Below are 18,179 nucleotides of genomic sequence, written 5' to 3' on the forward strand. Positions count from 1 at the left end.
ATCGAATGACAGGGAAATGAGCGGTTTTGCCCGTACGCCTCCCTGAGATAAATCAGAAGGCGTTCCGCGGCGTTGGGCTCAGGAGGCCATTTCGCGTGCTCGCGCCATGGCCGCATCAATCGCCCTGGTCATGGTGGCGGGCCAGGCCTCCGGGGCCATCATCACTTCAAGCGCCTTGGCCGTTACCCCATTGGGGCTGGTGACATTTTTGCGCAATGTCTCGCTTTCCTCCGGAGAGGCTTCGAGCAGCGCCCCAGCGCCTGAAACGGTCCCTCGTGCAATAAGCCGTGCCGTGTCAGGTGGCAGGCCCACGCGCAGAGCTTCCTTTTCCAGCAGCTCCGCCAGCAGGAACACATAGGCCGGGCCGCAACCCGATATGGGCGTAAGTGCCTCCAGTAGAGCTTCGCTTTCTACCCAGGCGACGTCACCCACGGCAGAAAGAAGGGTCGTGCAGAGCTTGCGCTCATTCTCGTCCAGATCGGTGCTGCAAACGCCCGTCACGCCCTTGCCGATCGAGGCCGGTGTGTTGGGCATGGCGCGCACGATTTTCGTGCGGGTGCCATCAGAGGCAGCGCGCAGGCTCTCGATGGTTCGGGCGGCCAGCATCGAGATGACAATGGTATCGTCCAGAAGGGGCCTGAGCGATGCCATGGTTTCTTCCATGCCAGCCGGTTTGACGGCCAGGATGATGATGTCGGGTTTGAAACCCGGCGGGATCTCCGAAGGGTTGCGTACGATCCGGTGGGGGGCGGGGGGAGCCTCACAGCGTCGGTCCAGAATGACGGAGGGTGCCAGACCCTCCTCAAGCCAGCCCTGCCAGAGCGCCCCACCCATCTTGCCGCAACCGACCAGAAGCAGTGACGGCAGGCTCATGCTTCACCTGCGCAATCGAGCATGGCCGCTTCGAGGGCCTCGGCGGGGGATTTCCCGCTCCAGAGTGTGAACTGGAAGGCGGGGTAAAACCGCTCGCATTCCGTGATGGCAATATCGATCATGTCTTCCATGCTTTCTGCGGCAAGGCTCGTGGCACCGCGCAGCAGAACCGAATGGCGGAAAACCGGCGTGCCGGTTTCGAGGTCGAGGCTGAAATGCCCGATCCAGAGGCGCTCATTGGCCAGTGCGATCAGTTCGTAAAGCGCCTTGCGGCGGTTGGCGGGAGCCCGCAGGTCGAAGGTGCAGGTAAAGTTCATGGCTGCGATCTCGCGGGACCATGAGAAATACAGCCCGTAATCGCACCATTTTCCCGGTGCTTCGGCGGCCATCTCGCAATCTGTGCGGCGGTCGAACGCCCAGTCATGGCCGCAGACGATCTGCTCCATGACGTCGAGGGGATTTGTATCCTGATGCGAGGAGGAGGAGAAGGAAAGAGCAGGCATTCGGGACTCCCTGGGCCGGTGATGCGCATGGCATGGCGATGCGCATCAGGATGTCTGCAACGATATGACGATCCGGGGCCGTGCAAGCTGCGAATCGTCATATCAGGCCACGTTACGTATGCCTGCGTCCTGTTGCAAGATCGCAGGTACGAAGGGCCTTCAGTCGTGTGACGGTGGGGCGGTGACGGCCTTTTCTAGATCAGACAGCCGCTCTTCCAGCCTGGCGATGCGGGCATCGGCATCTTCCTGCGCCATGCGCGCCCGTGTGGCCAGTTCGCGGGCCACATCCAGCTCGTCGCGTCGCACGAGATCGAGCGAGGACAGAACCTCGTCAATCCGCGCGCGCACCATGGCATGGACTTCTTCCCGCAGCCCGGTCAGGGCCGAAAAGGCACCTCCGGCGACACCTGCGAGATCATCGAAAAAACGGGGCCGGTCTGCCATGGCGGTATCCTTGCTGTCGTGTCGCCCGGCCTTGTCACCGGGCGGTGAAAATGCCCCCGTGTAGCCAACACAGGGCGTCATGCCGCCCAGACTGGCCCCCACATCGTTCGGCTGCAACGCGGCATGGAGGATCAGGATGCCAGGGCCGCGCTTTTCTCCGGCTGGTGTGGCTTGGAGGTTGCGTTGCGGCGTCTTATACAGGTTCCATGATGATCGTCACCGGCGGCGCCGGATTTATTGGCTCGTGCCTGGTCGCAGCGCTCAAGGCGCGGGGTGAGGCTGTCGCGGTCGTGGACCGCCTTCGTGATCAGAGCAAGTGGCGCAATCTTGCCAAACATGCCCCGGACCGGCTGATCAGCCCGGAGGAACTCGATGCCTTCCTGATTAACACGACCGGCATCAAGGCCGTGTTTCATATGGGGGCTATCAGCAGCACCACGGCACGCGATGGCGATCTGGTCTGGCAGACCAATATCACCCTGTCCGAAACGCTACTCGACTGGTGCGCCTCACGCGATGTGCCGTTCTTCTATGCATCATCTGCTGCCACCTATGGCGCAGCCGACCGACCGGAGCTTTTTTCCGATGCGCCCGAATCGCTCAGGACGCTGCGACCCATGAATCTCTATGGCTGGTCCAAGCATGTGTTTGACCAGCATCTTCTGGCTCGGCAGGCTTCAGGTGGCGTGATGCCGCGCCAGTGGGCCGGTCTGAAATTCTTCAACGTTTATGGACCCAATGAATATCACAAGGGATCCATGATCTCGGTGGTGAAGGTGAAGTATGACGAGGTGATGCGCGGGGCGCCGGCCCGGCTGTTCCGCTCCGACCGTCCCGATCTGGCTGACGGCGCGCAATCGCGCGACTTCATCTGGGTGGGCGATCTGATTGATGTGATGCTGTGGCTGTATGATCACCCCGATATCAGCGGCCTGTTCAACTGTGGCACCGGCACGGCGCGCAGCTATGTCGACCTTGCCAATGCAGTGTGCGATGCGGCTGGTGTGCCGCGGCGCATCGAGTTTATTGATATGCCCGAGGCCCTGCAGGGGCAGTATCAATCCTATACCTGCGCCGACATGTCGCGCCTGCGTGCTGCCGGGTATGACCGCCCATTCACGACGCTTGAGGCGGGAATTACCCGCTATGTGCGCGATTATCTCGCGACGCCCGACCCCTATCTGTAAAGAACCCCATGTCCGCCCATCCGATCATCCTGCCGCAATTCGACCCGATTGCCTTCCGTCTTGGGCCGCTGGCCGTGCACTGGTATGCGCTGGCCTATATCCTGTCGATCCTGATTGGCTGGAAGATCGCTATCCGGCTCTGCGGGCTGGCGCCACGCGCTGCCACACGCGAGCAGGTGGATGATTTTGCCTTCTGGGCCATGCTCGGTGTCGTGCTGGGCGGGCGTCTGGGTTACATCCTGTTCTATAAACCCGGCTTCTATCTGACTCATCCCCTGTCGATCCTTCAGGTCTGGCAGGGCGGCATGTCGTTTCACGGAGGTGCGCTGGGGGTCATTCTGGCGCTGGCGTGGTTCACGTGGCGCAACGGGCTGAGTTTCCTGTCCTTTTCCGACCGTATTACGGTCATCGTACCGCTCGGGCTCGGGCTGGGGCGCTGCGCCAATTTTGTCAATGGTGAACTCTGGGGCCGTGCGGCGCCGGACTGGCTGCCCTGGGCGATGGTATTCCCGACAGGTGGCCCCATCGCACGGCATCCTTCGCAGCTTTACGAAGCCCTTATGGAGGGCCTTGTCCTGCTTTGCGTCATGCTTGCCGCGGTAAGCCGTTCCTGGACGCGCGTGCGCTATGGTTTTCTGTCGGGTCTGTTCCTGTTTGGCTATGCGCTGGCCCGCAGCTTCTGCGAACTGTTTCGCGAACCCGATTCCTTTATCGGGTTTCTGCCTTTTGGCGTAACCATGGGGCAGGTGCTCTGCATCCCCATGGCGCTCGCCGGGCTCTGGCTCATGGCATTCGGTATTCGCCATCCCCATACCCTTGAGGGAGAGAAGGCTTATGGCTGATCAGGCACCGCGCGGCTGGGTCTTGCCAGTACCATCGCTGTCGCATGTCCGCCATGGCTTTTTCACGCGCCGTGGGGGCGTCTCACCGGCGCCCTATGACACGCTCAACTGTTCGCTCGCTTCCGCCGATCTCGCGGCAAATGTCGCGTTCAATCGCGGGCGTGTGGCGGAATATCTGGGGGTTGAGGCGTCGTCCTTGCTCGGTCTGACCCAGACCCATTCCCCCGATGTCGTGGTTCTCACGCATGATACGGGGGTCTGGCCCACAGGAAAGGGCCCCAGGGCCGATGCGCTGGTGAGCGATCGCCACGATCTCGCACTGGGTGTCATTACGGCCGATTGCGGACCGGTGCTGTTTGCCAGTGCCGATGGCAGCGTTGTGGGGGCCGCCCATGCAGGCTGGCGCGGTGCCGTGGGCGGCGTGCTGGAGGCCACACTGAACGCAATGCAGGCTCTTGGCGCAGGGGATGTCACCGCCTGTGTCGGGCCCTGTATCCGCCAGGCGGGATACGAGGTTGGGGCCGACATGCGTGCGGAGGTGCTGGATGGCTCTTCGCGTGTCGCACCCTATGCCGAGCGCTTTTTCATCAAGGCACCCCGTGCAGGGCACTACCTGTTCGACCTGCCGGGATATTGTCTGTATCGCCTGAGGCGGGCGGGGCTGCGCCATGTTTCCATGATCGGGCTCGACACCCGGTATGATGCGCTACGCTTTTTCAGCCATCGTCGGCGCACGCTGGCGGGGGGCGGTGCAATCGGACATCAGATTTCAGCCATCAGGGCAGGGGCAGTCGCATGACAGGCTGGATTATGCGTTTTTCCGGGCTGTGTGGAGCGCTGGCGCTGCTTGCCGGGTGCGTCGATATGCCGCATCCCTTCGGTGATCCGGGGCCGGAAGGGCGCCGCCTGGCCCTGACCACGCCGCCGCCGAGACTGGCTATACCCACCCCAGCCGCATCACTGCTGGACAATAATGCCTCGGCCCTCTGGGCGAAGGACATCGCGGCGCAACTGGTTGACCAATCGCTTCCGGCTGTGGCGCAGCCTGCCAAACCGGGTGACTGGTGGCTCAGGCTGTCGGCAACCATGCAGGGTGATCAGGTCACGCCGCATTACGAAGTCATGACGCCCAATGGCGAGGCCCGGGGCCATTGGGACGCGGCTCCGGTCGCGGCCTCGGTCTGGGCCCAGGGTCAGGCTGACCAGCTTTCAGCCCTTGCCGCCGGTTCTGCGCCGCAGATTGCCAATGTGCTGACAGGCATTCAGGCTTCGATGATGCAGGCCGATCCGCATAGCCTCAAGCGCCGCCCTGCCAAGGTGTTCTTCAAGGGCGTGCATGGCGCTCCGGGCGATGGCAATGTGGCACTCGCCCGCGCCTTCGTTGCCAGCTTTCCCGACCAGCATGACAAGCTGGAGCGTGATGCCAAGGCCGCTGATTACAGCGTGGAGTGCATCGTGACCCTGAGTGACGGTCCTGCCGGTAATACAGGGCACCCGCTTCAGCATATCGAGATCGTCTGGCGCACCGTGGCGGCAGATGGCAAGGAAGCCGGCGCAGCCACGCAGCTTCACGATATCGACGCCCATTCCCTTGATGGCGCATGGGGTGATGTCGCGATGGTCGTAGCCGCAGAGGCGTCAGGTGCCGTGCATCAGATCATCACCAATTACTCAGGCCGCAATCACCAGCCGCTCTCGCCTGACCAGAGCGGGGCTGACAAGGCGAAGGGTGCCAGTGCGACCACGGGCAAGTCCTGAACTACGGTAAAAACCCGTATAGCGGGCCAATACCCAGAACATGAGTGGCGTCGGTCGCAGCCCTGTAAAAATCACTCTATCAGCGGGAGTGGGCGCCCATGAGTTAATGACAGCATGGCCCGACGTTGTTAGAAGGCCGCGTTTGCTGCCGCCCCGGACCGGAGTCGTTTCCCGATGAAGATCGTCGCCTGTAACAGTAACCTGCCACTGGCGCGTGCCGTTGCTCAGGAATTGCGTCTCCCGCTGTGCAAGGTGTCTGTACGACGCTTCGCCGATGCCGAGGTCTTTGTCGAGATCCAGGAAAACGTGCGCGGTGAAGACGTGTTCGTGATCCAGAGCACCTGCTCACCCACCAACGACAATCTGATGGAATTGCTGATCATGCTCGACGCCCTGCGTCGCGGGTCGGCCCGTCGTGTCACGGCTGTCATGCCCTATTTCGGCTATGCAAGGCAGGATCGCAAATCGGGGCCGCGCACCCCTATCAGCGCCAAACTGGTTGCCAATCTGCTGGTCGAGGCCGGTGCCAACCGTATCCTGACCATGGATCTGCACGCCATGCAGATACAGGGATTCTTTGATATTCCTGTCGATAACCTCTACGCGGCCCCGCTCTTCAAGCGCGACATCAATGCGCGCCATCCCAATGAAGACCTGATGATTGTCTCCCCCGATGTGGGCGGTGTGGTGCGTGCGCGTCAGCTGGCGCAGCGTCTGAACACCGATCTGGCCATTATCGACAAGCGGCGTGAGCGCGCGGGCGTTTCGGAAGTCATGAATGTGATCGGTGATGTCAGCGGGCGTTACTGTATTCTGGTTGATGACATCGTCGATAGCGGCGGCTCGCTGTGCAATGCGGCCCAAGCGCTCATCAATCACGGTGCCGCCGGGGTCGAAGCCTATGTCACCCACGGCGTTCTGACCGGTCAGGCCGTCGAGCGCATCACGGCATCACCCATCCGGATGCTTACCCTGACCGACAGCATTCCGGCGACCGAGGCGATGGAAGCCTCGCCCAATATCAGGCAGATCAGCACCGCCAATCTGCTGGCGCGTGCCATGAGTGCTGTGGCAGATGAAAGCTCTGTCTCCTCGCTCTTCGATTAAGGACCGGTTTTCATGCTGCTTCGTCGCCCCTTCTGGTATCTGCGTCACGGTCAGACCGACTGGAACGCCCAAAACCTTTCCCAGGGCCGCACGGACATACCGCTGAATGCCACGGGTCGCGAACAGGCCGTCAAGGCTGGCGCGTCTCTTTCGCAGCATTGGCGCGATGGTGCAGCGCCTATCAGCCAGATCGTGTCTTCTCCGCTCACGCGCGCTCATGATACGGCGATGGCGGCCCAGCAGGCCATTGCAACCTCAAGTGGCGTCACCCTGCCGCTCAGCACAAATCGCGACCTTGAAGAGGTTTGCTTCGGTGTGATGGAGGGTGAGCCTATGGGCGACTGGTACGATCCGTGGATCGCCGGTGAGTTTACACCTGAAGGCTGCGAGACTTTCGAGGGCCTCAAGACCCGTGCTGCCGGGGCGGTGAATCACGCACTCGAACAGGACGGTATCCCTCTGATTGTCGCGCATGGGGCCCTGTTCCGCGCCCTGCGCGCCGCCATGAACCTGCCCATCAATGTCCGCCTCGCCAATGCCGTGCCGCTTTACTGCGACCCGACAGATAATGGCTGGGTGCTCACCGCCTACGAGTGAGCGATGCGGGGCGCTGCCCCGCACCCCGAAAAGGGACAAGGTTCTCTTCATCCCGGTCTGAATAAGGGCCGGGACCAGAAGGGCCGCGCTCCTTTGTGGATTTCAGGCAGAACCCCGAGAAGAATTCCTTCCGAATCCCGAAGAACATTGCTTTACCCCCCCAATTCCGGTAAGGCGCCCCATCACTCAGGCACCCCTGGAGGCCATGAGTGCAATGAATTTGGGAGAATACCGTGACAAATATGACGTCCCTCGAAGTCTCTACGCGCGCGAAGGCTGGTAAGGGGGCAGCGCGCGCAACGAGACGTGCCGGTCTGGTGCCGGGTGTTGTGTATGGTGGCAAGCAGGAAGCCTCGCTGATCCAGATCGATCCGCGCATCATCCACAAGGAAATGGTCCGTGGTGGCTGGCGCTCGCGCCTGTATGAACTGCCGCTCGAAGGTGGCACCGTGCGCGCCCTTCTGCGTGAAGTGCAGCTGCACCCCGTGACCGATGCGCCGATCCATGTCGATTTCCAGCGTCTGGCTGCTGGCGAGAAGGTCCACGTGACCGTCGCCATCCACGTGACCGGTGAAGACAAGGCTCCTGGCATCAAGCGCGGTGGCGTGCTGAACCTGGTCCGTCACACGGTGGACGTCATGGCTGATGTGGACAACATCCCGTCCAGCTTCACAGTTGATCTGAGCGCGCTCGACATCCACGACAACGTGCGTTGGGACGACCTGACCGGCACCGAGAACGTGACGCCGGTTCTGCAGCTGCCGAACTTCGTCATCGCCACCATCGCGCCGCCGACGGTCGATGCCGAGATGGAAGCTGAAGCCGCTGCGAAGGCCGCTGCTGAAGCCGCCGCTCCTGCGAAGAAGAAGTAAGACCGCTCAGGGTGGCCGCAATGCTACTCTGGACCGGGCTCGGTAACCCCGAGCCCGGCATGCGCAGGCAGCGCCATAATATTGGCTTCATGGCTGTCGAGCGTATTGCCGAATACTACCGGTTTTCTCCCTGGCGCTCGCGCTTCAAGGGAGAGACGGCCGAGGGCAGCATCGAGGGACAGAAGGTTCTTCTGCTCAAGCCCATGACTTACATGAATCTGTCCGGCGAGAGCGTGCAGCAGGCTGCGCGGTTCTTCAAGATTCCGGTTTCCGATATCACGGCGTTTCATGACGAGCTCGATCTTGCGTTCTGCAAGGTGAGGGTCAAGCGCGGTGGCGGTGCGGCGGGCCATAATGGCCTGCGCTCCATGGACCGTATGCTGGGTGACCAGAATTATCAGCGCGTGCGTCTCGGCATCGGGCATCCCGGTCACAAGGACCGTGTGACAGGCCATGTGCTGGGCGATTTCGCCAAGGCCGAACAGACAGAACTCGAAACGCTTCTCGATGCCGTGGCTGCGGCGTCGCCCCTGCTGGCCAAGGGGGAACCGGAAGCGACAATGACAAAAATCGCCATGCTGTGCGGGGAGAAACGCTGATGGGCTTCAATTGTGGCATCGTGGGGCTTCCCAATGTGGGCAAATCCACCCTGTTCAACGCGCTGACCGAAACGGCGGCAGCTCAGGCAGCAAATTATCCCTTCTGCACCATTGAGCCGAATGTGGGCCGCGTCGCCGTGCCTGATTCGCGCCTCGACAACCTTGCGCGTATTGGCAAGTCGCAGAAGATCCTGCCGACCAGCCTCGAATTCGTCGATATTGCCGGGCTCGTGCGCGGCGCGTCTCGTGGTGAAGGTCTGGGCAACCAGTTCCTTGCCAATATCCGTGAGGTGGATGCCATCATCCACGTGCTGCGCTGCTTCGAGGATGACGATATCACCCATGTCGAAGGCGGCGTAGACCCGGTGCGCGATGCCGAGATCATCGAGACCGAGCTGATGCTGGCCGATCTGGACTCGCTTGAAAAGCGTCAGACGGCCTTGCAGAAGCGCGCCCGCGGCAATGATCGTGAGGCGCAGCAGCAGCTCGCCATCATGGATCCGATCATGGCCGCCCTGCGCGAGGGCAAGCCCGCCCGTACTGCCGTACCCAAGGGTGAGGAAGAAACCGCCCGCCGCCTGCAGCTCATGACCACCAAGCCGGTGCTCTATGTCTGCAACGTGGAAGAAGGCTCTGCCTCGACCGGTAACAGCCATTCCGAAGCCGTGCGCAAGCGTGCAGAGGCCGAAGGGGCTGCCATGGTTGTGGTGTCTGCGGCGATCGAAGCCGAAGTCAGCCAGCTGCCGCAGGAGGAGCGCGCCGAGTTCCTCGAAGGGCTGGGGCTGAGCAATTCCGGTCTGGATCGTGTGATTGCTGCCGGCTATGGCCTGCTGGGTCTGAGCACCTATTTCACGGTCGGCCCGAAAGAGACGCGCGCCTGGACTATCACCAAGGGCACAAAGGCCCCTCAGGCGGCTGCGGTCATTCATAACGACTTCGAACGTGGCTTCATTGCCTGCGAGACTGTGGCCTATGACGATTACATTGCCTGTGGCGGCGAATCCGGTGCCAAGGAAGCGGGCAAGCTGCGTATCGAAGGCAAGGAATATGTGGTGCAGGATGGTGATGTCCTGCTGTTCCGCTTCAACGTTTGATACCATCCGGGTTTGACAGGATCAGGGCTTGACCGGCCTGATCCTGAGGCAATGATAGGGCGTCTTACCGGAGGCGCTGATGGACATTCTCGTTGCCTGTGACTCCTTCAAGGAGAGCCTGACGGCAGAGGTCGTGGTTCAGGCGATTATCGGCGGTTTCAGGGAAATCTACCCGGATGCCCGCTATCATGCCTTTCCTGTGGCGGATGGCGGCGAGGGCACTGCCGCCATCATGGCCCGCACACTGGGCGGCCAACTTGAAACCCGCGATGTATGCGGCCCGCTCGGTGTGCCTGTATCGGCGCATTTCGCTGTTCTCGATCATGGCCGGACAGCACTGATAGAACTGGCCGAGGCCGCCGGTCTGGCCCAAACCCCCCTCGAATCGCGCTCACCCCTTTTCACCACCACCTATGGCGTGGGTGAACTCATGAGCGCAGCCCTTGATATGGGGTGCAGGCATCTGGTTCTCGCCCTTGGTGGCAGTGCAACCAGCGATGGTGGGGCGGGTCTCTTGCAGGCGCTGGGTGTTTCGCTGCGCGATTTGCAGGGCCGGGAAATCCCTCACGGAGGAGGACCGCTCGGGGCGGTGTTCTCTCTGGATGACGACCGGCTCGATCCCCGGCTGGCAGAGTGCCGTATCGAGATTTTGTGCGACGTAACGGCTCCCCTGCTGGGAGAGACCGGCGCGGTTGCCGTGTTCGGGCCTCAGAAAGGGGCAACACCTGCCATGATCCCGCTGCTTGAGGCCTCACTGGCGCGCCTTGCGAGTCTGGTGGAACTGCGCTGCGGGCGTGATCTGACGGCGGTGGAAGGTATGGGTGCTGCGGGTGGCGCGGCTCTGGGGCTGGTCGGGCTGTGCGGGGCGAGGCTCGTTCCGGGTGCCGAGGCGGTGGCAGGACTTCTGGGTCTGGATACGCTCGTGAGCCAGATGGATCTGGTCATCACAGGTGAGGGACGGCTGGATTGTCAGACCGCGCAGGGCAAGGCACCGCAGGCAATCGCCACGCTGGCGAAAAGGGCAGGCAAACCGGTAATAGCCTTTGCGGGTACACTGGGTGCAGGGCATGACGATCTGCTTGCGACGGGCTTCGACGCCGTTTTCAGCTGTCTTGAGCGCCCCTGCACGCTGGAAGAGGCATTCGGCGAGGCTGAGCAAGCTCTGCGGCGTTGTGCGCGTAATGTGGCTGCGACCCTTGCCCTGGGCCGATCTTTTCAAGCGGCGCAGGCATGATACATAGCTGATCGCCCTTTGGGCCGGTTTCGGGTTCGGCCGGGCTAGATGCCGCAAGGCAGACAGGAGAATGAATGATGGAAGCTGCTACGACCGTGTCCGATTTCAAGGCCCTGACCGGACCAGCGCGCGCAGCGGCCCGTCTTCTCGCCATAGCCCCGGAAAGCCAGCGCAACGAGGCCTTGCGTGCCGCCGCAGCGTCACTGCGTGAGCATGCGCCTGATATTCTCGTGGCCAATGCACGCGATGTCGCCTCCTCCAAGGCAAGCGCCGCCTTCATCGACCGGCTGACGCTGACGCCTGCACGGATCGAGTCCATGGCAAAGGGCCTCGAATCGATTGCGCTTCTGCCGGATCCGGTGGGCAGGGTGCTGTGTGACTGGACACGTCCCAACGGCTTGAACATCCGCCGTGTGGCGACTCCGCTTGGTGTCATTGGCATGATCTATGAAAGCCGCCCCAATGTGGGGGCTGACGCCGCGGGCCTGTGCATCAAATCCGGCAATGCCGTCATCTTGCGTGGTGGCTCCGAAAGCCTTCATTCGGCGCGATGCATCCAGTCCTGCATCCAGGAAGGACTGGAGAAGGCGGGTCTGCCGCGTGACTGTGTGCAGATCGTCCCCGATGCTGATCGGGCACACGTCGCCGCCATGCTGACAGCCGCCGGTGAAATCGACATGATCATTCCACGCGGTGGCAAATCGCTTGTCGAGCGGGTGCAGCGCGAGGCCCGCGTACCGGTTCTCGCTCACGCCGATGGGCTGTGTCACACCTATATCCACAAGGACGCCGACTTCGCGATGGCGCGTGAGATACTCGCCAATGCCAAGATGCGGCGTACGGGTATTTGCGGTGCGACCGAAACCCTGCTGATCGACCACGCGGTTGCCGAGGCCCTGTTGCCTGCGCTGGTGCAGGACCTGCATGCGCTGGGCTGCGCCATTCTGGGTGACGAGACTGCGCGTCATATCGTGCATGATCTCGAACCCGCCACGTCGGATGACTTTGCGACGGAATGGCTCGATGCGCGTCTCTCCGTGGCGGTCGTCGAGAATGTCGATTCGGCACTCGCCCACATCGCGCGTTATGGCAGCGGTCATACGGAAGCGATCATCACTGAAAATGCAGAGGTCGCCGAACGCTTCCTGAATGGGACGGATAGTGCCGTGGTGATGTGGAACGCCTCGACCCAGTTCTGCGATGGCGGAGAATTCGGATTCGGGGCCGAGATCGGTATTGCCACGGGCAAGATCCATGCCCGTGGCCCCGTCGGCCTCGAACAGCTTACGACCTTCCGTTATGAGGTCCGAGGCACCGGGCAGACCCGCCCCTGACGTGGTGGAAATTCCGAAATATGGCGATAATCGTGCGGTGTCGATCGGGCTGCTCGGTGGGTCGTTCAATCCGGCCCATGCGGGTCATCTGCAACTCGCACGCTATGCCCTGACCCATCTGCGGCTCGATCAGGTCTGGCTCATGGTTTCGCCGGGCAATCCGCTCAAGCCAAGGCGAGGTATGGCGCCGTTCGAAAATCGCCTCGACTCGGCCCGTGCCCTGGCTGACGGGCGGCATATCATCGCCACCGATATCGAGGCACGGCTGAACAAGCGTTATACTGTTGAGACGATTGCGCTGCTGCGGCTGCGTTTTCCAAGGGCGCGCTTCGTCTGGCTGATGGGAGCGGACAGTCTGGCGACGCTCACACGATGGCGTCGCTGGCGCGATCTTGCCTTGCATGTTCCCATGGCAGTTGTGCCCAGACCGGGCAGTAATCGCACGGCGTTGTCGGGCCAGGCCACTCATGCGTTGAGCCATATGCGCGTGCCTCCGCGGCGCGGGCCGATCATGTCGCGCTCTAAAGGTGGTGTCTGGGCTTTTCTTCCGGCGCCGCAAAACGGTATATCAGCGACAGCGTTGAGGGATTCCGGCAATTATCCCGCCTCGCTCTCTCTCTAATGTATTGACCGGAGTGTCGAGCCATCGCCAGAAAACCGTCCGACGAGACGCCCACCCCAGCCCGTCGCACCCGCGCGTCCGCTGGTGAGACCAAGACCCAGCCCGCCACGGGCGAGGCCACTGCCACCATGAAGACCGCCGGCACGCCGCGTAAGAAGGCCGCCGCTGCAGGCCCGCGCAAGACCCGCGGCGCTGCACCGCGCACCGGTGCTGAGCCGGAACTGGTTGAAAAGGCGCTGGCACTCATCACGGCAAGCCTCGATGAAGACAAGGCCGAGGATATCGTGACGCTCGACCTGCGGGGGCGTGCCAGCTTTGCTGACCATATGGTGGTCGCCACAGGTATTGCCGACAGGCAGATTGCCGCCATGGCCACGCATATTGAAGACAAGCTGAACGAGATCGGCATCAAGCGTATCACCATCGAAGGTGCAAACGGTACCGATTGGGTTCTGCTCGATACCGGCGATATTGTTGTGCATCTGTTCAAGCCCGAGAGCCGCGCGCTCTATGCGCTTGAGCGCATGTGGGGCAAGGACCTCGACGATACTGCCAGTGATGAAGCCGATACGACGGATCTCTGATTACGCATGATCAGGATCGTGGCGGTCGGTCGCCTCAAGAGAGGGCCGGAGCGGGAGCTGTTCGACCGTTATATCGAACGCACCCGCCCCAGGGTCGATCTGATCGAGATTGGCGAATCGCGCGGCAGTGCCCTGGAAATCCGTCGCAAGGACGCGGCGGCGATTCTGGCGGCCTGTCCCGAGGGTACGATCGTGATTGCGCTGGATGAGGGGGGAAGTTCACCCGATTCCCAGCAATTCTCCACCATGCTCGATTCGTGGCTTGCAACCGGCAAGCAGGTTTCCTTCGTCATCGGCGGGGCTGAAGGGCTTGAGGCCAGCGTTATTGAGCGGGCTGATGCCCGTATCTCCTTCGGGCGTATGACCTGGCCCCACATGATTGTGCGTTTGCTTCTGGCAGAGCAGATCTACCGTGCGCGTGCGATCAGCGCGGGTCATCCCTATCATCGCTCAGCGCGCCCCTGAATTTCGTCTGCCAATAGGCTAAGGCGCTTCGTCCCGCGTGACGATTGCAGGGTGGGCCACAGGTCATAAAAAAGGCGACCCGCTTCCGGGCCGCCTTGGCGAAAGTCGAATGATCAGGTCTGATCAGCGCAGATTGCGGCTGGGGCCTTCTATGCTGAAGGCATCTTCCGGGGCCTCTGCGACTTCGGTCGAGTTCATCGGATGTTGCAGAGCTGCGAAGCTTGCCGTCGTCACGTTATGCGAACGCGTGGAACGATGAGCCGACGCAGGCGTATTATTAGCCATCATCACCCCGTCATCAGGGCGACCATAGATGAACCCGTAGGTCGGGTAGATGCTGCCATAGGTACCAGACTTGCTGTTGAGCGCCACGCGCACAGCAGACCAGTCGTTATTGGGAGAAACATCGATGACGCGCACGTTCTTGGCGACACCGTTCTGCGCCCAATGAGACTGGTCGATCACGATCGTGCGGTTGTCTTCGACAGCACGGACAACAGCAACGTGGCCATAGGGCATACGGCGGATAGCACGGAAATTCAGCACCGAGCCAGGTTCGGGAGCAGAGCCTCGGGCGTAAACACCGCGGGAGTTGTCCCACCAGTCACGGGCATTACCGCTCAACACAACATCGGAAGCGGCTTTGGCGTAGGCAACACACTGAATGACGTGACCGCCGGAATGATGGCGTCGCGTCGTAAAACGTGTCTGATGAAGTGCAACGTGACGCGCTGAGGTGTGTCGGGCGCTATGCGCAGAATGCATAACAGCCTTGTGACCAGCCTTCTGGCGCGCTTCAGCTTTTGGGGCCAGAACCGCCGACCCTACCAGAAGGGATAAAGCGGTCAGGGACGAAAAAAACGGCCTGCGGAGAAGTCTGAGGCAACTTTTCTGTCCCACGTTCATTGATTCGATATCCGCCCGTTATGTGTTGCATCTAGGTAACTGTGTTCACCTTGGATTGGCAACCCATGTAAGGGGGAGTCATGGCGATTTTATGAACTTTCCCCGAGATAAAATGTGTCGGCCCAGGGAAAATTCAATAAGCCTTACTTTGTTGTGATCAGCATGATTTCCACGAGCATACGTGGATCAGCCAGAATCGCCTGAACGCAGGCCCGCGCCGGGGCAGAGTCCTTCGGCAACCAGGCCGTCCACTGCTTGTTGAGTGCATCGCGATCGCTGATGTCCTTCAGCCAGATCTGTGCCTGCAGAATACGGGTGTTGTCCGTACCATGCTGCTCAAGCAAAGCATCCAGCTGCTCAAGCACATCGGCGGTCTGGGCATTGAAATCAGCATCGAGATTACGGGCCACCACACCCTGCGTGAAAACGAAGCCGTGATATTCGACGGCTTTGGACATGACGGGATTAGGCTCTGTGCGAATGATTCGGCTCATGATCGTCTCCTGATAACCTCGTAGTTCCGGGCAGGTTACGCTGCGCCGGACTGGGGGGACTCTGATGCGGCCAAGAGGTCGGGTCAATCCTCCCCCGCCCTACGCACGTCATATGATCGCTTGAATCAATAGCCTCTGCGCGGTATCGCGGCCATGAAGCCTTTGCGCATCATGGTCTGCACAGCAACGCTTCCGGAATTTTTCTGCCTCTCAGGCTGCCCATTTTTCCGGAATGCGCCACGATCAAGAAGAGGAAGAGCCGGATTTGCGTGCCCGCACCGTCAAGGTAACGCCACTGCGTCAGAACTGTACCGTGCTCGAAGATCCCGATACGGGCCGCGCGGTTGTTGTCGATCCGGGAGGTGACGCGCCTGAGCTTCTGCAGCTGCTTGAGGGCATGACTGTCGATGCCATTTTGCTGACTCACGGGCATTTCGACCATGTTGGTGGTGCTGATGCGCTGCGTGCGGGCCTTGAAAAACGTCAATCAGCCCCGGTTGCGATGATCGGTCCTGACCGGCGCGATGCCTTTCTGCTCGAAACGGTGGAGGATCAGGCCCAGGCCTTCGGGTTGTATGACCTGCGAAACGCTCATCCCGACCGGTTTGTGGAGGAGGGCGAGGTGATCGACCTTCCGACCGGCAGGTTTGAGGTCGCGCATTGTCCGGGCCATACGCCCGGTCATGTCATCTATATAAGTCGAGCCGACAAACTGGCCATTGTGGGTGATACGTTGTTCCGTGGTGTTGTTGGTCGGTCGGATTTCGCTTATGGCGACCATGAGAGTCTGATTGCAGGGATCAAGCGCACATTGCTCTCCCTGCCTGACGATTTCATTGTTCTGCCGGGGCATGGTTTGCCAACCATGATTGGCGAAGAGCGGCAGAATAATCCTTACCTCGCCTGAACAACCGGGAGCGCAGACATGAACAGGAATTTGCGGGGCCGTGCGCTTCTGACCGGTCTGGTCCTTGCTGCCACTGCACTGGCTGGCGCACCGACCTTGTCCAGTGCAGTCGCGGGGGACAATAAGCATGAAGCACAGGCTGGTGCTGAAAAGCCTCTGGATAAGGAGCTTCTGACAATCGTCGACCGCCACAGCGGCCGCCATGATTTCACTGTTGAGGTCGCCCGGACAGAAAAGCAGAAGGAAGCCGGGGAATCGTCGCGTCAGAGCATTGCGGAAAATACAGGGATGCTTTTCCTGTTCAGCCCCCCCGAGGCAGCTGCGATGTGGATGCGCGATACGGCACCGTCACTCGATATCGTCTTCATCGGGGCGGATGACCGCATTCAGGCTATCGTTGAGAAGACTGTACCGTTCAGCGAACGTCGTCTGGTCGGGCAGGGTGATTCAGCTGCCGTTCTGGAAGTGGCGGCAGGCACAATGGAAAAGAACAATATTGTCGTGGGCGATCTTGTATCGTCCAAGGCACTCCCAGTGGCGCGCTGAACGCCATGAGGGTTTTCCTGACCGGGGCAGCAGGCTTTGTCGGCTATCACGTGGCCGCCCTGCTTTTGAGTCGGGGTCATGAGGTCGTCGGATTCGACTCGCTGAATGCTTATTACAGTGTCCAGCTCAAGCAGGATCGTCTGGCGCAGCTTGCTGGCCAGGATGGTTTTGTTTTCCATCAGGGTGATCTCAGCCGTCGTGAGGATGTTGAGGCGGTCCTCGCGGCGTATCCGGGCATTACACATATCGTGCACCTGGCCGCTCAGGCAGGGGTACGCTATTCGCTGGCCGATCCTTGCGCCTACGTGACGTCCAATATGATGGGACATGTCGTACTGCTTGAGGCGGCGCGTCACCTCCCGGATTTGCGCCACATCGTGTATGCCTCATCATCGTCAGTCTATGGGCTCAACGAGACGATGCCTTTTCGCGAGAGCGATGCTGTCGATCGTCCAGGTTCGTTTTACGCGGTGACCAAACGCGCCGGTGAGCTGACGGCCCATGCCTACGCCCATCTTTATGGCCTGAAACAGACCGGGCTGCGTTTCTTTACTGCTTACGGTCCGTGGGGCCGCCCGGACATGGCCTACTACAAATTTGCCCGCGCCATAACGGCAGGCGAACCGCTTACCTTGTATGAAGGTGAGGGGCTGGCGCGAGACTTCACCTATATCGACGATATTGTCTCTGGCGTACTTGCCGCTCTGGGTAATGAGCCAGAGAAAGGTGTTTCGCGTCTTTTCAACCTCGGAAGTGATTCACCGACAGCCGTCAGTCGTCTCGTTGCGTTGCTTGAACAGGAACTTGGGCGCAAGGCAGTTATCAAGGCAAAGCGTCGCCCATTGTCAGATGTTGAGGCAACATGGTCCTCTCATGAGGAAATGACAAAGCTGACAGGCTGGCGGCCCGTGGTGCCGTTGGAGGAAGGGGTGAAGCACTTCGTGGCTTGGTTCAAGGCGTATGAGGCGGCCAATCTCATCTAGATACGGGTGTTCTTGATGATGCAACAGACGGGAGGCTTCGGCCTCCCGTTTTGCATATCGGGTGGCAAACGTGGTCTCGGTTTTTTGGAGATAGGTGTCATTTTTTTTGAAATTATATGTTGACGGGTGTGGGTGTGGGGTCTAAAAGCCCGTTCACCGCAGCGGAACACGCCGCGGTGACTGCCTGGAAGACTGAGTAAGATCAGTGGGTTAGGTGGGGTTCTTTGA

Annotated in this window: 22 protein-coding genes; 17 read left to right on the forward strand and 5 right to left on the reverse strand. The window is 60.8% G+C overall.

Annotated elements, in window-relative coordinates:
• Positions 1-78: 78 nt before the first annotated feature.
• The 3 genes from proC to ACWNRM_RS10895 form a co-directional block, all read right to left on the reverse strand.
• Entirely contained in the window at positions 79-873 is a 795-nt protein-coding gene (gene proC, locus ACWNRM_RS10885) for a pyrroline-5-carboxylate reductase (RefSeq protein WP_485170798.1), read from the reverse strand.
• Entirely contained in the window at positions 870-1,376 is a 507-nt protein-coding gene (locus ACWNRM_RS10890) for a type III secretion system chaperone family protein (protein WP_023978867.1), read from the reverse strand. Before ACWNRM_RS10890 ends, proC begins: the two co-directional genes overlap by 4 nt.
• Positions 1,377-1,535: 159 nt before the next feature.
• The gene (locus ACWNRM_RS10895) at positions 1,536-1,820 is read right to left on the reverse strand and encodes an accessory factor UbiK family protein (protein WP_485170817.1); all 285 of its coding nucleotides are present in this window, start codon (positions 1,818-1,820) and stop codon (positions 1,536-1,538) included.
• Positions 1,821-2,026: 206 nt separating this feature from the next.
• On the opposite strand from ACWNRM_RS10895, the gene rfaD reads away from it, so the two are divergent.
• From rfaD to ACWNRM_RS10965, 14 genes are all read left to right on the forward strand, one after another.
• Positions 2,027-3,007, forward strand: coding sequence for an ADP-glyceromanno-heptose 6-epimerase (gene rfaD, locus ACWNRM_RS10900; RefSeq protein ID WP_485170799.1), 981 nt, complete (start codon positions 2,027-2,029; stop codon positions 3,005-3,007).
• A gap of 8 nt (positions 3,008-3,015) precedes the next feature.
• Positions 3,016-3,849, forward strand: a complete 834-nt coding sequence (gene lgt, locus ACWNRM_RS10905; protein WP_485170800.1) for a prolipoprotein diacylglyceryl transferase — start codon at positions 3,016-3,018, stop codon at positions 3,847-3,849.
• The gene (locus tag ACWNRM_RS10910; protein WP_485170801.1) at positions 3,842-4,648 is read left to right on the forward strand and encodes a purine nucleoside phosphorylase YfiH/LACC1 family protein; all 807 of its coding nucleotides are present in this window, start codon (positions 3,842-3,844) and stop codon (positions 4,646-4,648) included. Before lgt ends, ACWNRM_RS10910 begins: the two co-directional genes overlap by 8 nt.
• The gene (locus ACWNRM_RS10915; RefSeq protein WP_485170802.1) at positions 4,645-5,607 is read left to right on the forward strand and encodes a hypothetical protein; all 963 of its coding nucleotides are present in this window, start codon (positions 4,645-4,647) and stop codon (positions 5,605-5,607) included. Before ACWNRM_RS10910 ends, ACWNRM_RS10915 begins: the two co-directional genes overlap by 4 nt.
• A 174-nt stretch (positions 5,608-5,781) precedes the next feature.
• Entirely contained in the window at positions 5,782-6,714 is a 933-nt protein-coding gene (locus tag ACWNRM_RS10920) for a ribose-phosphate pyrophosphokinase (protein WP_023978857.1), read from the forward strand.
• Positions 6,715-6,726: 12 nt separating this feature from the next.
• On the forward strand, positions 6,727-7,311 hold the full coding sequence (locus tag ACWNRM_RS10925) for a histidine phosphatase family protein (RefSeq protein ID WP_485170803.1): 585 nt from the start codon (positions 6,727-6,729) through the stop codon (positions 7,309-7,311).
• Between the two features lie 233 nt (positions 7,312-7,544).
• Positions 7,545-8,183, forward strand: a complete 639-nt coding sequence (locus ACWNRM_RS10930; protein WP_023978855.1) for a 50S ribosomal protein L25/general stress protein Ctc — start codon at positions 7,545-7,547, stop codon at positions 8,181-8,183.
• Positions 8,184-8,203: 20 nt separating this feature from the next.
• Positions 8,204-8,782, forward strand: a complete 579-nt coding sequence (pth, locus tag ACWNRM_RS10935) for an aminoacyl-tRNA hydrolase (protein ID WP_023978854.1) — start codon at positions 8,204-8,206, stop codon at positions 8,780-8,782.
• Positions 8,782-9,876, forward strand: coding sequence for a redox-regulated ATPase YchF (gene ychF, locus ACWNRM_RS10940; RefSeq protein WP_122038308.1), 1,095 nt, complete (start codon positions 8,782-8,784; stop codon positions 9,874-9,876). Before pth ends, ychF begins: the two co-directional genes overlap by 1 nt.
• A 79-nt stretch (positions 9,877-9,955) precedes the next feature.
• Complete coding sequence (locus ACWNRM_RS10945; RefSeq protein WP_485170804.1) at positions 9,956-11,110, forward strand: glycerate kinase; 1,155 nt, start codon at positions 9,956-9,958, stop codon at positions 11,108-11,110.
• Positions 11,111-11,187: 77 nt separating this feature from the next.
• The gene (locus tag ACWNRM_RS10950) at positions 11,188-12,444 is read left to right on the forward strand and encodes a glutamate-5-semialdehyde dehydrogenase (RefSeq protein ID WP_485170818.1); all 1,257 of its coding nucleotides are present in this window, start codon (positions 11,188-11,190) and stop codon (positions 12,442-12,444) included.
• Positions 12,410-13,066 carry a nicotinate-nucleotide adenylyltransferase gene (locus ACWNRM_RS10955; protein WP_062165514.1) on the forward strand — a complete coding sequence of 219 codons (657 nt, stop codon included), beginning with the start codon at positions 12,410-12,412 and terminating at the stop codon, positions 13,064-13,066. The genes ACWNRM_RS10950 and ACWNRM_RS10955 overlap by 35 nt, the downstream gene beginning before the upstream one ends.
• A 128-nt stretch (positions 13,067-13,194) precedes the next feature.
• Complete coding sequence (gene rsfS, locus ACWNRM_RS10960; RefSeq protein ID WP_062165513.1) at positions 13,195-13,650, forward strand: ribosome silencing factor; 456 nt, start codon at positions 13,195-13,197, stop codon at positions 13,648-13,650.
• 9 nt (positions 13,651-13,659) lie between these two features.
• Positions 13,660-14,115 carry a 23S rRNA (pseudouridine(1915)-N(3))-methyltransferase RlmH gene (locus ACWNRM_RS10965; protein WP_485170819.1) on the forward strand — a complete coding sequence of 152 codons (456 nt, stop codon included), beginning with the start codon at positions 13,660-13,662 and terminating at the stop codon, positions 14,113-14,115.
• A gap of 123 nt (positions 14,116-14,238) precedes the next feature.
• On the opposite strand, the gene ACWNRM_RS10970 is transcribed toward ACWNRM_RS10965, so the two are convergent.
• Both ACWNRM_RS10970 and ACWNRM_RS10975 read right to left on the reverse strand, forming a co-directional pair.
• Entirely contained in the window at positions 14,239-15,015 is a 777-nt protein-coding gene (locus ACWNRM_RS10970; protein ID WP_485170805.1) for a CHAP domain-containing protein, read from the reverse strand.
• 149 nt (positions 15,016-15,164) lie between these two features.
• A complete protein-coding gene (locus tag ACWNRM_RS10975; protein ID WP_485170806.1) occupies positions 15,165-15,515 on the reverse strand; it encodes a RidA family protein in 351 nt (116 codons plus the stop codon).
• A 232-nt stretch (positions 15,516-15,747) separates the two neighbouring features.
• On the opposite strand from ACWNRM_RS10975, the gene ACWNRM_RS10980 reads away from it, so the two are divergent.
• Genes ACWNRM_RS10980 through ACWNRM_RS10990 form a run of 3 tightly spaced genes read left to right on the forward strand, consistent with a single transcriptional unit; the run spans position 15,748 to position 17,951 of the window.
• Entirely contained in the window at positions 15,748-16,422 is a 675-nt protein-coding gene (locus ACWNRM_RS10980) for an MBL fold metallo-hydrolase (RefSeq protein WP_485170807.1), read from the forward strand.
• An 18-nt stretch (positions 16,423-16,440) separates the two neighbouring features.
• The gene (locus ACWNRM_RS10985; RefSeq protein ID WP_485170808.1) at positions 16,441-16,968 is read left to right on the forward strand and encodes a DUF192 domain-containing protein; all 528 of its coding nucleotides are present in this window, start codon (positions 16,441-16,443) and stop codon (positions 16,966-16,968) included.
• A gap of 5 nt (positions 16,969-16,973) precedes the next feature.
• Complete coding sequence (locus ACWNRM_RS10990; protein ID WP_485170809.1) at positions 16,974-17,951, forward strand: NAD-dependent epimerase/dehydratase family protein; 978 nt, start codon at positions 16,974-16,976, stop codon at positions 17,949-17,951.
• Positions 17,952-18,179 lie beyond the last annotated feature (228 nt).

The organism is Asaia sp. A2 (assembly GCF_057319415.1).

Coding starts and splice junctions, on each gene's coding strand:
- proC (WP_485170798.1), bottom strand. CDS start 873: ATGAGCCTGCCGTCACTGCTTCTGGTCGGTTGCGGCAAGATGGGTGGG.
- ACWNRM_RS10890 (WP_023978867.1), bottom strand. CDS start 1,376: ATGCCTGCTCTTTCCTTCTCCTCCTCCTCGCATCAGGATACAAATCCC.
- ACWNRM_RS10895 (WP_485170817.1), bottom strand. CDS start 1,820: ATGGCAGACCGGCCCCGTTTTTTCGATGATCTCGCAGGTGTCGCCGGA.
- rfaD (WP_485170799.1), top strand. CDS start 2,027: ATGATGATCGTCACCGGCGGCGCCGGATTTATTGGCTCGTGCCTGGTC.
- lgt (WP_485170800.1), top strand. CDS start 3,016: ATGTCCGCCCATCCGATCATCCTGCCGCAATTCGACCCGATTGCCTTC.
- ACWNRM_RS10910 (WP_485170801.1), top strand. CDS start 3,842: ATGGCTGATCAGGCACCGCGCGGCTGGGTCTTGCCAGTACCATCGCTG.
- ACWNRM_RS10915 (WP_485170802.1), top strand. CDS start 4,645: ATGACAGGCTGGATTATGCGTTTTTCCGGGCTGTGTGGAGCGCTGGCG.
- ACWNRM_RS10920 (WP_023978857.1), top strand. CDS start 5,782: ATGAAGATCGTCGCCTGTAACAGTAACCTGCCACTGGCGCGTGCCGTT.
- ACWNRM_RS10925 (WP_485170803.1), top strand. CDS start 6,727: ATGCTGCTTCGTCGCCCCTTCTGGTATCTGCGTCACGGTCAGACCGAC.
- pth (WP_023978854.1), top strand. CDS start 8,204: ATGCTACTCTGGACCGGGCTCGGTAACCCCGAGCCCGGCATGCGCAGG.
- ychF (WP_122038308.1), top strand. CDS start 8,782: ATGGGCTTCAATTGTGGCATCGTGGGGCTTCCCAATGTGGGCAAATCC.
- ACWNRM_RS10945 (WP_485170804.1), top strand. CDS start 9,956: ATGGACATTCTCGTTGCCTGTGACTCCTTCAAGGAGAGCCTGACGGCA.
- ACWNRM_RS10950 (WP_485170818.1), top strand. CDS start 11,188: ATGGAAGCTGCTACGACCGTGTCCGATTTCAAGGCCCTGACCGGACCA.
- ACWNRM_RS10955 (WP_062165514.1), top strand. CDS start 12,410: ATGAGGTCCGAGGCACCGGGCAGACCCGCCCCTGACGTGGTGGAAATT.
- rsfS (WP_062165513.1), top strand. CDS start 13,195: ATGAAGACCGCCGGCACGCCGCGTAAGAAGGCCGCCGCTGCAGGCCCG.
- ACWNRM_RS10975 (WP_485170806.1), bottom strand. CDS start 15,515: ATGAGCCGAATCATTCGCACAGAGCCTAATCCCGTCATGTCCAAAGCC.
- ACWNRM_RS10980 (WP_485170807.1), top strand. CDS start 15,748: ATGCGCCACGATCAAGAAGAGGAAGAGCCGGATTTGCGTGCCCGCACC.
- ACWNRM_RS10985 (WP_485170808.1), top strand. CDS start 16,441: ATGAACAGGAATTTGCGGGGCCGTGCGCTTCTGACCGGTCTGGTCCTT.
- ACWNRM_RS10990 (WP_485170809.1), top strand. CDS start 16,974: ATGAGGGTTTTCCTGACCGGGGCAGCAGGCTTTGTCGGCTATCACGTG.